This window comes from Paramesorhizobium salinisoli (genome assembly GCF_003335045.1).
GTDB lineage: Bacteria > Pseudomonadota > Alphaproteobacteria > Rhizobiales > Rhizobiaceae > Paramesorhizobium > Paramesorhizobium salinisoli.
The window spans coordinates 525975-539185 of record NZ_QOZG01000001.1; the positions used below are offsets into that span (position 1 = coordinate 525975).

Here is a 13211-nt window from a genome sequence, read left to right on the forward strand (position 1 = left end):
CATGCGGAAAAGCAAGCCTGAATTACCAGTCCCAGTTGCCGTTGTGTTTGTCCTTCAGCATGAGGGCCAGCAAAACGGGAAGACCCAGGATACGTGCGGGGTCGAGCTTGAATAATTTGGACAGAAGCGTTCTGTTCGGCACCTTGCCCTTGGCCAGGCCGCGGGCAAGCAGATAGGCATAGACCTTGCTGAACTTGGCAAGCCGCGCCTCGATCATCTGCCTGTCGGGCTGCTCGATCTCGAAGTTCCGTATGAGCTTGGTGAGGAAAACGACGAGATAGCCGTAGCGGTCCACGGTCTGCGGCAGGTTCCAGTCGAAGGCGGAGAAATAGATGTTCACCCCCTGCCCGCAAATGACGTTGCGCTCGGTGGAAAACACCGCCACGCCAGCCTTGCGGGCAAGCGTGATCCACAGCATGTGATCCTCCCCGGCGCTGCGCAGATCGATATCGAATCTCGCTTCCGGGAATTTGGAAAAACGATAGACGACGGTCGATGTCTGGCTCAGATATTCGGTGAGAAAGGCGCTGAAGGCGAGGCGCGAAGGCATCTGGTAGATGTGATCGAACCCCGGCACCGGAGCCGGTACCGGGCTGATCTCGCCCTTCGTCCATTTTTGAAAAATCTCGCTTTCCTCGAACCAGCTTTTGTCGGTGTTGAAGCGCCTATGGTCGCAGAAATAGAAATCATAATCGGGAGAGGCTGAAAGCGTCGCAATCGCCTTGCTCAAATGATCTGATTTCCATTCATCGTCCGAATCGAGAAAGGCGACGAACGACACTTCGCCCGGATCAAGCGCAGCCAGCGCCCGGTTGCGGGCCGCGCCCGGCCCGCCATTTATCTGGCTGATCAGTTCGATCCGTTGTCTTGGATCCGGCGTGATGCTTTCTATATCCCCTGAAGGGGAAACCGGCGAGCTATCGTCGACGATCACCACCTTCAGACGGATATCTCCCGGGAGATCCTGTGCAAATACGGAGCGAAGCGCGCGCGCCAAAATGCCTTTCTCGCGCTGGTAGAAAGGAATGATGACGGCGATGACAGTCTCGGATTTCATATGCCCCTCTTGATCTGCCAATAGGCCCCGAACCGGTCAATTCGCTGTATTTTGTCGATGACGTGAAACCCGCAGGCATAGCTACCGAGCCAAGGCACGAAATTGCTGCAGCGCACAATTAGCGCTTTACGACGTTCCGCATGCCCCTTAAGATTTGGCGGTCTGTTTGGCCTGTACCCGAGTTCGGCCGGAACAGCATCCCAGCAGATATCTTCGCGGCGGCAATCAAAATATGCGACCAATCCTGGCCTAGGACTCACACACGCCTGAGCGTACCCGCAGCACAATCTGGAGCATTGCATGGACAACATCAGGGCGAGCCGCACGATCGTCAAGAATGTCGGCTGGAGCATCCTGTCCAAGATTGTTGTCTTCTCCCTCAAGTTCATCAGCGTTCCCATTCTTGCCCGCCTTCTCACGCCCGCGGAGTTCGGCGTTGTTGCCACCGGCATGATCGTTGTCTTCTTCCTGCTCCTGATAGGCGGCGCCGGCCTGTCTGCCGGCCTCATCCGGGAGGAAAAGGAAGATCCGGAAGCGCAGGATACGGTCTTTTGGACCAATCTGACGGTGGCCAGCCTTCTCGGGACCCTCCTGTATTTCAATGCTGCGTTCGTCGCGAAGCTGCTCGGTGCGCCGGAAGCCAAGTGGCTCCTCCAGATATTCGCTTTCCTTTTCCCCATCTATCTCGGTGCGGACGTCGCCTCCTCCATGCTCTCGCGGCGCATGGCCTTCGCCAAAGACGCCTTCTGGAACGTTATCTCCGAGGCCTTGGGCGCGGTTGTCGCCATTGCGGCCGCTCTTGCGGGCCTCGGTGTCTGGGCGCTGGTTCTCCAGCAATTCGTAAGCGCCATCGTGCGGTTGGGCGGCCTCATGTTCGCCAGCCATTATATGCCGCGCTTCCGCTTCTCCTTCGCCAAGCTCCGTGCTCTGTTCGGCTATGGCAGCCGTATCGCCGGCGCCGACTTCGCCAATTTCATTTCGTTTCAGTCACCCCTCGTGGTGATCACCAGGGTGCTCGGCCTTGCCGATGCCGGCGCCTTCAGCGTTGCCAACCGCCTCTCCGATCTGCCGAACCAGATCGTGCTGTCCGGCCTGATGGGCGTGCTCTTTCCAGCCTTCTCCACCATGTCGGACCAGCCGGAGCGGCGTAGCCGCGCGCTCATGCAGAGCACCCAGATGACCAGCGTCCTGCTTGCGCCGATGCTGTTCGGCTTCTGGGCCGTGGCCGAGCCCGCCATGAGCGTCGTCTTCGGCACGCAATGGACCTTTGCCTGGCCGGTGCTCGGCCTCCTCGCGGTCGCCAAGGGCATCATGACCCCGTGCGGCAGCTTCATTCCCTTCCTCAAGGCCACCGGCCATGCAGGCGTTTTGTGGTGGTTCGCCCTCGCCCGCGCCGCCGTGGTCGTCGTCGGAACATGGATCGGCGCAACGATCGACGGCCTGGTCGGCGTTTGCCTCGCCCTGTGCATCGCCAATGTCTTCATCATGATCGGCTATGCCGCAGTGGTCTTCACCGTCGCGAAGATTCCCGTGCGAGCAGCCATTCATTGCGTTGTTCTTCCCCTTGCGAGCGCGGTTGCAATGGCCGCGCTCGTCCGCTTTCTCCTCGGCTATGCCAGGCCGCATATCGAGAGCGACCTCCTCCTCCTGCTTGCCGGCATCGCGGCCGGCGGGGTCATCTACCTCCCGCTCATGTTTGCGACCCAGCGGGAGGCGCTATCCTCCCTCGCGGCACTCCGCCGCTAAAGCGGAGTGGCTCAGGTCGCGTAGATCCCGTTCACGTAATCCTTCCGCACCGTGTCGAGTTCGACGCCCGGCATCGGCAACAGGCGGAGGATTTCGGACCGCAGAATATCCGGATCGATCGTCAGCCTCTGGAGTGCCAGAGCGAAATTGTGCTCCGCATCCACGCGCGACCATTGGAGAGATTCCAGCGGTGCGCTCATCAGCCGATAGCTGAAGCCTTCATAGGCCTCGCAAGGTTCCTCGACGATGGGAACAGCGCCGCAAATCGCCGCTTCGAAGAAGCGATACGTCCAGGCAATGCCATTGTTCTTGAAATCCCCGCTCGGACAAAGCACGAATTTCGAGTTCAGCAGCAGATCGTAATATCCTGTATTCCAGGACTTGCGCGGAAAGACCCGGCCCTGGTCAGACAGATAGATCTTGACGTTTTCCGTGCCGACATAGTCGGCGATCGAAATGCCAGCCTTGCGGGCGATCTTGCGCACCAATGCGCTGAGGAATGTCGGCTTGCTGTCGGGAACCGCAAGCTGTTCGAGATGCGACAAACGCAGCCAGTCATTGATGGCCGTGCGCCGGCTATCGGTGAGAAGGCCGGCAAAGGAAACATCCACGCCGCGCTCTTCCTGCCAGCGTTCCCGGCAATGGCGAAAGATCCCCGCAGGCACGACGAGCGGCCGCTCGATGGATCCGATCCGTGTCACCGGTGTCATATGGTCGATATAAAGGCCGGAGATTTTACCCGCGCCCGATGTGCCGACTCTGTAGTTGAGCCCGAAAATCCGGTTCAAAACGACAAGCTTTTTTTCGTCGCCCGGCGCGATGCAGATCCGGAACCCGGCTTCGCTGATCGCATGAACCAATCTCAACGTTTGCAACAGATCAAACGGGAGATCGATTGTTATATCAATTGCATTCTCATTCCTTCTGCTCATTTGACTAACCCAATCTGGCTGACCGCCAACGAGATCACGATGACTTCGGCTTGAGCCGAATGCGTCGAACGTGATCCATTCCCATAAGTACGAGCGTGATATCGAACGCTTCGCGCGTTTTTCGCATCATGCTCCTGTTACCTGCCCTAGTCCGGCGTTCTCACGCCCCAGAGCTTCCACGGCGCCTGGCCGCTTGCCCATTCTTTTTCCAGCACCATCTTGTCGCGCAGCGAGTCCATGCTCTGCCAGTAGCCCCGGTGCCAGTAGGCCCCTAGCTTGCCGCGCTCTATGACCCGCTCCATCGGCTCCTCCTCCCAGACTGTCTCATCCCCGTCGATGAGATCGAAGACCTGCGGCTCGCAGACGAAGAACCCGCCATTGATGAGACCGCCGTCGCCCGCCGCCTTCTCGCGAAACGCCCGGACCTTCGATGAATCCTCCGACAGGCCCAGCGCGCCGTAACGCCCCGGCTGGGTGACAGCCGTCAGCGTGATCCAGTTGCCACCCTCCTCATGCGTCTTGATGGCTTCCGGAATGTTGGTGTCCGACACTCCGTCGCCATAGGTCAGCAGGAAGCGCTCCTCGCCGATGGCGTCGCGCGCCCGCTTCAGGCGCCCGCCTGTCATCGTATCGGCGCCCGTATCGAGAACGGTGATCTTCCAATCCTCGGAATATTTGCGCTTCCATGTGATTTCGCCGGTGGCGAGGTCTGCCGTGAAATCACTGTTGATCATGAAATAATTCAAAAAATAGGACTTGATGAACTCAGCCTTGTATCCGGCGAGAATGACGAAGTCGGTGAACCCGTAATGGGAATAGATCTTCATGATGTGCCAGATGATCGGGCGGCCACCTATTTCCACCATCGGCTTTGGCCGGGAGGTGGTTTCCTCCGTAAGCCTGCTACCATAGCCGCCCGCAAAGATGACGACCTTCATAGAACACCCGTCCTTTCGTCTTCCAGGTTTGAGGACTGCTTCTGCGATACAGCCATGCCGAATGCCGAAACCAATTCTTCTTGATGGGTCTCGATCGGAAACAGGGCATCCTGCTGACGCCGCAGGGCATGGGCCACGCTGCCGGAGGGCGTTACGACATCGTCATAGGTGAGCGCCTGGTCCGCAGGAATGTCGCGCTTCAGCCGGCATCCCTCGGCGAGCCCCATGGGCAGCAGGTTTTCCCTGCGTGAAACATCGTAGTTCTCCGCCTCGCCATAGGTCATGTAGCCGCCGATACCATCGATGGTTTCGCCTTGCCGCAACGGCCTTTTCGCAGCCGCGACGACGTCGACCGACGGTGCATTGGTATTGCCGATCACCACGTCGCGGCAGAGCGATACGCGTGCGACCGATATGCCAAACTCGAGTGTCGTCATATGCCAGGCCGTGTAGAAGCTGTAGAGCGGTCCCTTGCCCAGTTTGCCGAGATTGAGGAAGAACGCCTGGTTTTCATCGCGTGCTTCTGCCAGCACATAGATGCCGGGGCTGGGCCTGGTTCCCACGACATAATCGACAATGCCGCCAAGCTCGCGCAACCGGTCGATATCGTAGAAATTCACGAGATCGTCGACATGCCCGTCATATTCCCTGCCGATCATGCCGCGCTGAGAAACCTTCAGCCCCACGGCATTGGCGACGATCGCCTGCTCGGCCGTCATCTTGGTGCCGTCGGCGAAACTCGCGACCATGCTGGGTGTCTGGTTCCACTGTTTGGCGAAGCCTTCCTGCGTGGTCGGGTTACGGGTGCGATCCTGCAGCCCCTTGATATTGCCGCAGACGAGAACCCTGAGCCCCATCGCCTCGACATGGCGCACGAGGTTCATCGTCACTCCGGGCTGGTCGCCATCGGCGCCGGAAAAGATGACGCCTGCAGCCTCGGCCTTCACGCGCAGCAATGGCCCGACAGTAGCGTCGAGTTCGACATTGAGAGAAACGATGTCCTTGCCGTACTCTATGCATTCCATGGTGACGCGCGCGCCATATTCCACATGACCGGTCGTTTCCAGCACGATATCGATCGTCGCGGAGCGCGCGATCAAAGTGGGATCGCTCGTCACAATCCGCTTTCCCGCCTGCAACGCATGGGCCATGGCCGAGGCGCTCGTCACCTCGACGATTTCACTGCGCGCCACCCCCGCATCGACGAACGCCCGGATCGCCCGCTCGACATTGCGATTGCAGATGGCCGCCACACGCAGAACCTTCATGTAGCGCTCGACATTGATGAGCATGCCACGGCCCATGAACCCGATGCCGTACATGCCTACGACGACAGGCCGTCCGGTCTGCAGCCGCGCCTTGATGGCATTATCGACGATGATCATGCCGGCGCTCCATGAACTGAAGCACCATTCGAAAGCGCCGGAGCGCCGGCGAGCGAACGGAAGCCTTCGACGCCGTGGTAGTCAGGATCGAACGACGGCCAGGATCCGTCCTTGGCCGATATCTCGACCGGCTGGCATGGCCATTCGATCGCGAAGAAGGGATCGTCCCACCTGAGACCCCGCTCCTGCTCGGGAGCGTAGAACGCGCTGACGAGGTAGAGCGCCTCCACATCGTCGGTCAACGTGATGAAGCCATGCGCAAAGCCGCGTGGAACATAAAGCATCGTTCGGTTTTCAGCGCTCAAGGTCGCGCCAAACCACTTGCCGAATGTTGGGGAATGGGGACGCAGATCGACGATGCAATCCCAAAGCGCGCCCCGGATGCAGCGAACCACCTTCACCTCCGCCGAAGGCATCAGCTGGTAGTGCATGCCGCGCAGCGTTCCCGCCTTGGCGCTCAATGATGTGTTGATCTGAACAAAATCGGTTTCCAGTCCTGCGGAACCGAATTCGTTTTCGCAGAAAAGCCGTGCGAAAAAGCCCCGTTCATCACCTCTCGTGGTGAGATCGATCAGCCGAGCATCTTTCAATCCCGTTTCACGGAATATCATTGAGCGGTCCCCACATTGCCTTCAGTCAATCTTCTCTCCGCCGCCTCCCTCCGCATCGCCCCCGCAAACTGATCCGGGCGATGGCTGAAGATCGGTGTCTCCTTACAGCGCCCTCCGTCCTTCAGAACCAAAGAAGCTGTAAGCTATTGAAGCGGCGCAGCTGTCCGGAGGCCGAATTCCAGCCTCCGGACAGATGCGCCGGTCCCGGCAGGCCGTGAAGATGCCTTCACGGCCTGCCGCCCCTCATTCGTCTCGCGCCATGAAAATGGCGGATAGGGCCATTTCCGCTGCTCCGTCGCGGAAATGTAAAAATGATTACGCTGCGTTTGCCGCCTCTACGCGCTCGAACACCGGCATCCGCACCGACCGGGCCACGCCCAGATCCGTCCACCGCAAATCAGGCTGCAAACGTCCCTGCTCCAGTGCTGCCTCCAGTACGTTGAACCGGATGAAACTGGACGCACGATAGTCCGGATCGGCGAACCCCATCGCCGTGAGACCGTCTCGTATGTCCTCGATCGCCTCCTCCAGGAAAACCTTGGGCTGATGGTCCGGCGCGAGCGACCGATAAAGCTCGAAATTCACGCGGTAGGAGCGTTTGTCCGGCGGTGCGTTCCGGTTGATGTCGATCTCTGTCCCGGGAATGGTTGCGCGCACGGCCTCTGCCAGTTCCGCCACCTGATAATTCCATTCCTCGCATCCTGCATTCACCGCAAGAAACTTGTCGCCCGCCGAAGAGGCACGCGACATCGCCCACTCGATCGCCCGCGCCATGTCCTTCACATGGATGAGCGGCCGCCAGGGAGTGCCGTCGCTCAGCACCGAAATACGGCCCGTCGTCAGCGCAGATGCGACGAAATCGTTGAGCACGAGGTCGAGTCGGACACGGCCCGAAAATCCGCATGCCGTGGCGAAGCGCAATGCGGTTACAGTCATATCGCTGTTGGCGCAGACATCCCTGAGGCCTATCTCCGCTCCCACCTTGGACCTTGCATAGGCAGTCAAAGGGTTCAGACCGTCATTCTCCGCGCGCGCGCCGCCCTCGGCATAGCCGTACATCGAGCAACTCGAGGCAAAAACGAAGCTCTTCACTCCGGCCTGCGCGGCAAGCTCCGCCACGCGGATCGTCGCCTTCTGGTTGATTTCTTCCGTGACTGCCTCAAAGCGAAATCCCATCGGATCGTTGGAAACAGCAGCCAGATGTACAACCGCATCGACCCCCTCGAACAGAGACCGGTCTAGGTCGCGTACGTCGCGGAAAATTTGGATATCAACCGCACATTCGGGAAGATTTTTCTGGGTTATACAGTGAGCAAAAAGCCCGCTATCCACGCCAATGATAGTTGAATGTGGAACAATATCCCGAATATGCGAGATAAGAGCGGGTCCGACATAACCCATATTTCCCGTAATCATAATATTCATCTTCGCAGACCCCAAATTCACAATATATACTTGTGTAAGCGTCATTCTAAACTTCAAAATCCGAAGTTTAGATCAAGATAAACTTTACGCACGGCGAAATGTGCTATTTTGTTGCAGTGCAACGTAGCATAGGTTTTTTTAACTATCTAGGGGGAAATACAACTAATAGGGAACAAATTTGTTAGGATGCGGAAATCTAACGTGATTTTGCAATTCAACCCTGAATTTTGGCTATCTGTACAGGGGCCGGCATGAGAGTGCCCTCTCCGCGCCCTTTTGGGTCGTCGGCAACGCAACCGGACATGTAAAACCGGACCGGCACTGCCGGCGCCTATCCAATTCATAATGATATTTTACTATGACTGGGGTTTCATCATGGTCACAGCTTCCACGACGGCCCGCAGCCCGGCATCCAGGATTTTGTCGTTGCGCAGCACAAGACCAAGTTGCCGCACCAAACGCGGCCGGAGCGACCGCACCTCCAAATTGCCCTGGGAACCGCTTCCGTCCACCGCCAGCCGCGGCAGCACCGCGCAGCCCAGTCCGGCACCGACCAGTTTCTTGATCGCTTCAACGCTGCCGAGTTCCATGACCGGTTTCGGCACCAGGCGAGCATCGCGAAACCAGCCGTCGATGATATCGCGCGAATGCCCTCCGGGCTCATAGAAAATCATGGGGCGTGCCATGAGTGATGCAGCGTCCACCATCGGTTGCGGGGGCGCATCCCCCGTCGCGAAGATCGCCACCTGCTCATCCCTGATCAACGGCGTGACCTGAAACATCCGGCCCACCGCCGGAAGCGTCACCAGCGCCACATCAATGCTGTTCTCCTCCACGCCTCTCAATATGTCGGGCGTGTTGCCCGTCCGCACGATAATCTCCAGTTGGGGGTAGTTGTTACGCAAATCTCGCAGGATCGGAGGCAGCAGATAGATGCAGGCCGTCGCCCCGGTTCCAAGACGCACACGTCCGACATTGCTGGTGCGATATTTTCCCATCGCGCTTCCCGCATCCGCCACCGCAGCGCTGATCCGGCTGATATGTTCGAGAAGCTCCTGCCCCGCCTGCGTTGGCGTGGCTTTCCTGCCTATCCGCTCCAGGAGCCTCACACCAAGCTGGCGCTCCAACTGCTTGACCTGCAAGCTGACGGCGGGCTGGCTGACGCCGATGCGCTCGGCGGCGGCGGAAAAACTCCCCGTTTCCACAACCCGGGCGAAAGCCTGGAGCTGGGTGAGATTGAAATCCTTCATCAAAGAAACCCTTATGACTCGCATAAGAACAATAAGCTTTATTTTGGAAGGGGCACGCGCCAAATAGATCGCAACACCAACCAATGGAGCCATCCTTGCCAGTCCCATCCGCCATCGATCTCCTTCTGCGCAACAGCGAAACAGGCGACATACCGGAAATCACCGCGATCTATCGCCATGCGGTTCTCACCGGCTCGGCAAGCTTCGAAATCGAGCCGCCGTCCGAAACCGAAATGGCAAGGCGGCGCGAAGCGCTCGCCACCGGCAACTTTCCTTATGCGGTCGCGATCGTTTCAGGCAAACTGGCCGGCTATGCCTATGCCGGACCCTATCGGCCGAGGCCGGCCTATTCCAACACGGTGGAAAGCTCGGTCTATATACGCGAGGACTTCCAGGGCCGAGGCATCGGCAGGAAGCTGATGGCAAGGGTGATCGAGGAAGCCGAAGCGTCCGGCTTCCGGCAGATGGTGGCCGTCATCGGGGATTCCGGCAACCACGCTTCGGTCAGGCTACATGAAAGCCTCGGCTTTCGCGTTATCGGCACGCTGCAATCGGTCGGCTGGAAACACGGCCGGTGGCTGGACACGGTCCTGGTTCAAAGGGCGCTCGGACCGGGAGATACGGCTCCGCCTTCAAGGACGGGCCGATAACGGCTTCAGATCGCCTTCAAATTCACCCGCGCCTCGAGCTTCGCCGCGTCTTCCTTGCGTTCGCTGTAGCGGTCGGTGAGATAGCCAGAGACATCGCGCGTCAATAGCGTGAACTTGACCAGTTCCTCCATCACATCGACCACCCGGTCGTAATAGGAGGACGGCTTCATCCGGCCTGCCTCGTTGAACTCCTCAAAAGCTTTCGCCACCGAAGACTGGTTGGGAATGGTGATCATGCGCATCCAGCGGCCGAGTATGCGCATCTGGTTGACGGCGTTGAAGCTCTGCGAGCCGCCGCAGACCTGCATGACGGCGAGCGTCCTCCCCTGCGTCGGCCGGATGGAGCCGACGGCAAGCGGTATCCAGTCGATCTGCGACTTGAGAACACCGCTCATCGCGCCGTGGCGCTCCGGGCTGACCCAGACCTGCCCTTCCGACCATTCGGCCAGCTTGCGCAACTCCTGTACCTTCGGATGGTCCACGGGCGCTCCATCCGGCAACGGCAAGCCCGAGGGATCGTAGATATGCGTCTCCGCCCCGAAATGCTCCAGAAGCCGGGCAGCCTCCTGCGCCAGGAAGCGGCTATAGGAGCGCTCGCGCAACGAGCCGTAGAGCAGCAAGATACGCGGCCGATGCGTTGAAATCGGCGCCGAAAGCCCCGCGCGAACGGGAATATGAAGAACATCGGCAACGGCATTAGGCAAATCAGACAATGCGTCTTCCCTCTTGGTTAACGACAGCCTCGCCGTCCTCCTTGGCGAAGGCGCCCTTCTGCGGCAAAGGCAGGATGTCGAGCACCATCTCCGATGGCCGGCAGAGCCGGACGCCGAGCGGCGTCACGACAAACGGGCGGTTGATCAGAACAGGGTTCTCCAGCATGGCATCGAGAAGCGCGTCGTCGCTGAGTGCGGGATTGTCGAGGCCGAGTTCGACATAGGGCGTGCCCTTCTCGCGGATGGCCTCGCGCACGCTCAAGCCGGCCTTTTCAATCATGCTTTTAAGCTGATCGCGGCTGGGCGGCGTTTTCAGATATTCGATCACCTCGGGCTCGATACCCGCATTGCGGATCATGGCGAGCGTATTGCGCGACGTGCCGCACGCGGGATTGTGGTAGATTGTGACATCCATCGGATGCTCCTTCAAATATGTTGCTGCTGCGCGGTTGGCTTGACGGATGCGCCCCGCTCGTACCAGCCCTTGCTGCGATTGACGATCCAGACGACCGACAGCATCACAGGCACCTCGATCAGCACGCCGACGACCGTTGCCAGTGCCGCCCCCGAATTGAAGCCGAACAGGCTGATGGCTGCGGCCACCGCGAGCTCGAAGAAATTGCTCGCGCCGATCAGCGCGGAAGGACCCGCCACGCAATGCCGCTCGCCGGAGATGCGATTGAGCAGATAGGCAAGGCCCGAATTGAAATAGACCTGGATCAGGATCGGCACGGCCAGAAGCGCGATCACCAGCGGCTGCGCGATGATCTGCTCGCCCTGGAAGCCGAACAGCATGACGAGCGTTGCCAGCAGCGCTGCCAGCGACAGCGGCTGCAACGTGGCCAGCAAGCGATCCAGCCCTGCCTGCCCGCCACCGGCCAAAAGGCGGTTGCGCACGATTTGCGCGATGATCACCGGAATGACGATATAGAGCACAACCGAAAGGACCAGCGTGTTCCAGGGCACCGTGATCGCCGAAAGACCCAGCAGCAGGCCAACGATAGGCGCAAAGGCGACGATCATGATGGCATCGTTCAGCGCCACTTGCGATAGGGTGAAATGCGGTTCACCCTTGGTCAGGTTCGACCAGACGAAGACCATGGCAGTGCAGGGCGCGGCGGCCAGGATAATCAGCCCGGCGATATAGGAATCAATCTGCATTGCCGGCAGATAGGGCCTGAACAGCCAGCCGATGAAAAGCCAGCCGAGCAGCGCCATGGAAAAGGGCTTCACCGCCCAGTTGACGAACAAGGTGACGCCGATGCCGCGCCAGAATGTTCCGACTTCGCGAAGGGCAGCGAAATCGATGCGCAGCAGCATCGGGATGATCATCAACCAGATCAGCACCGCCATCGGAATGTTGACCTTGGCGACCTCGAACGCGCCGATCGTGTGGAACAGGCCGGGCGCGAGATGACCGAGCGCAATACCGGCGACAATGCACAATGCGACCCAGAGGGTCAGGAAGCGTTCGAAAATCGACATATTACGCTACATCCGTCTTGGGTGAAGATACGCCTTCAGTTCTGCCGATATCGTGCAGCTTTGTGTTCAGCGACATATGGTCGATTGCTTCCATCGGCAGGTTGAGGAAGGCGGAAATCCGGTTCTTGAGATAGCGGGCGGCAGTTGAAAAGGCGCGCTCCTTTTCGATATCGCTGCCCTCGACGGCCGCCGGATCCTCAATGCCCCAATGCGCCGTCATCGGCTGCCCCGGCCAGACAGGGCAGGCTTCGCCCGCAGCGCTGTCGCAGACGGTGAAGACGAAATCCATCTTGGGCGCGTCCGGCCCGGCAAACTCTTCCCAACCCTTCGAGCGAAAACCCTGCGAGGGATAACCAAGCGCATCCAGCACCTTCAGCGCTAGAGGATTGACCGTGCCCTTCGGCTGGCTGCCTGCCGAAAAGGCGTGAAAACGCCCCTGCCCCTCGGCCGTCAGAATGGATTCGGCCAGGATCGACCGGGCGGAATTGGCAGTGCAGAGAAAGAGAACATTGTAGATGCGATCAGCCATTGGACCTCTCCTTAGATCACGACGATTTTGGATTGGTCCAATCCGAAATCATAAACGTGATCGATTCCAAAAAATGAGAGCATGATGTCGCCCGAAAACCGCTTCACACTTTTCGGCATCATGCTCTCGGTGGACAGCATGGAATGATGTCGGCGATCAGCGGCGCGCAAATATCCGGGTGGCCAGCACAGCAATCCTTCAGGAGATAATTGAGCGCCCCGCGGATGCTCGCAAAATTGGCGCGATAGATGATCGAACGACTCTGCCGCTCGGAGACGATCAGCCCGGCGCGCGCCAGGATTGCCAGATGAGTCGACATCGTGTTCTGCGGAATATCGAGAAGCCGCGCAATCTCCCCCGCTGGCAGCCCATCGGGCTCGTGCATCACCAGAAGCCTGAATGCATCCATGCGCGTCGGTTGGGCAAGGGCCGAGAAGGCCTCTATCGTTTGCATCTTTTCCATATTTCGAGATATATCGATATGATTGGC

At 59.1% G+C, this 13211-nt stretch carries 14 protein-coding genes; 2 read left to right on the top strand and 12 right to left on the bottom strand.

Translation table 11 applies throughout. From position 1 onward, the window contains the following. Positions 1-22 precede the first annotated feature (22 nt). Positions 23-1057 (bottom strand): glycosyltransferase family A protein, encoded by a 1035-nt coding sequence (locus DUT91_RS02440; protein ID WP_114438749.1) that lies wholly within the window; start codon positions 1055-1057, stop codon positions 23-25. A gap of 300 nt (positions 1058-1357) precedes the next feature. Here DUT91_RS02440 and DUT91_RS02445 point away from each other — a divergent pair, with 300 nt between their 5' ends. After that, complete coding sequence (locus DUT91_RS02445) at positions 1358-2803, top strand: lipopolysaccharide biosynthesis protein (RefSeq protein WP_114438750.1); 1446 nt, start codon at positions 1358-1360, stop codon at positions 2801-2803. Positions 2804-2814: 11 nt separating this feature from the next. Here DUT91_RS02445 and DUT91_RS02450 read toward each other — a convergent pair whose 3' ends face one another. The 6 genes from DUT91_RS02450 to DUT91_RS02475 form a co-directional block, all read right to left on the bottom strand. After that, positions 2815-3735, bottom strand: coding sequence for an exostosin family protein (locus DUT91_RS02450; RefSeq protein WP_147272141.1), 921 nt, complete (start codon positions 3733-3735; stop codon positions 2815-2817). 146 nt (positions 3736-3881) lie between these two features. Further along, the gene (gene rfbF, locus DUT91_RS02455; protein WP_114438752.1) at positions 3882-4673 is read right to left on the bottom strand and encodes a glucose-1-phosphate cytidylyltransferase; all 792 of its coding nucleotides are present in this window, start codon (positions 4671-4673) and stop codon (positions 3882-3884) included. Beyond that, positions 4670-6058, bottom strand: a complete 1389-nt coding sequence (locus tag DUT91_RS02460; RefSeq protein ID WP_114438753.1) for an NAD(P)H-dependent oxidoreductase — start codon at positions 6056-6058, stop codon at positions 4670-4672. Before DUT91_RS02460 ends, rfbF begins: the two co-directional genes overlap by 4 nt. Next, positions 6055-6648, bottom strand: a complete 594-nt coding sequence (gene rfbC / locus DUT91_RS02465) for a dTDP-4-dehydrorhamnose 3,5-epimerase (protein ID WP_342634434.1) — start codon at positions 6646-6648, stop codon at positions 6055-6057. The genes DUT91_RS02460 and rfbC overlap by 4 nt, the downstream gene beginning before the upstream one ends. Positions 6649-6984: 336 nt before the next feature. After that, positions 6985-8139, bottom strand: a complete 1155-nt coding sequence (locus DUT91_RS02470; RefSeq protein ID WP_342634435.1) for an NAD-dependent epimerase/dehydratase family protein — start codon at positions 8137-8139, stop codon at positions 6985-6987. Positions 8140-8450: 311 nt separating this feature from the next. After that, positions 8451-9344: a LysR family transcriptional regulator gene (locus DUT91_RS02475; RefSeq protein WP_114439012.1), complete on the bottom strand. Its 894-nt coding sequence runs from the start codon at positions 9342-9344 to the stop codon at positions 8451-8453. An 83-nt stretch (positions 9345-9427) separates the two neighbouring features. Between DUT91_RS02475 and DUT91_RS02480 the strand changes: the two genes are divergently transcribed. Beyond that, a complete protein-coding gene (locus DUT91_RS02480; RefSeq protein ID WP_114438755.1) occupies positions 9428-9994 on the top strand; it encodes a GNAT family N-acetyltransferase in 567 nt (188 codons plus the stop codon). 5 nt (positions 9995-9999) lie between these two features. Here DUT91_RS02480 and arsH read toward each other — a convergent pair whose 3' ends face one another. The 5 genes from arsH to DUT91_RS02505 all read right to left on the bottom strand — a co-directional run bounded on the left by arsH (position 10000) and on the right by DUT91_RS02505 (position 13184). Further along, complete coding sequence (gene arsH / locus DUT91_RS02485; protein ID WP_114438756.1) at positions 10000-10707, bottom strand: arsenical resistance protein ArsH; 708 nt, start codon at positions 10705-10707, stop codon at positions 10000-10002. After that, entirely contained in the window at positions 10700-11122 is a 423-nt protein-coding gene (gene arsC, locus DUT91_RS02490; RefSeq protein WP_114438757.1) for an arsenate reductase (glutaredoxin), read from the bottom strand. The genes arsH and arsC overlap by 8 nt, the downstream gene beginning before the upstream one ends. Positions 11123-11133: 11 nt before the next feature. Further along, complete coding sequence (gene arsB, locus DUT91_RS02495) at positions 11134-12192, bottom strand: ACR3 family arsenite efflux transporter (protein WP_114438758.1); 1059 nt, start codon at positions 12190-12192, stop codon at positions 11134-11136. A 1-nt stretch (position 12193) separates the two neighbouring features. Continuing rightward, positions 12194-12721 (bottom strand): arsenate reductase ArsC, encoded by a 528-nt coding sequence (locus DUT91_RS02500; protein WP_114438759.1) that lies wholly within the window; start codon positions 12719-12721, stop codon positions 12194-12196. 118 nt (positions 12722-12839) lie between these two features. Continuing rightward, positions 12840-13184, bottom strand: a complete 345-nt coding sequence (locus tag DUT91_RS02505; RefSeq protein WP_114438760.1) for an ArsR/SmtB family transcription factor — start codon at positions 13182-13184, stop codon at positions 12840-12842. Positions 13185-13211 lie beyond the last annotated feature (27 nt).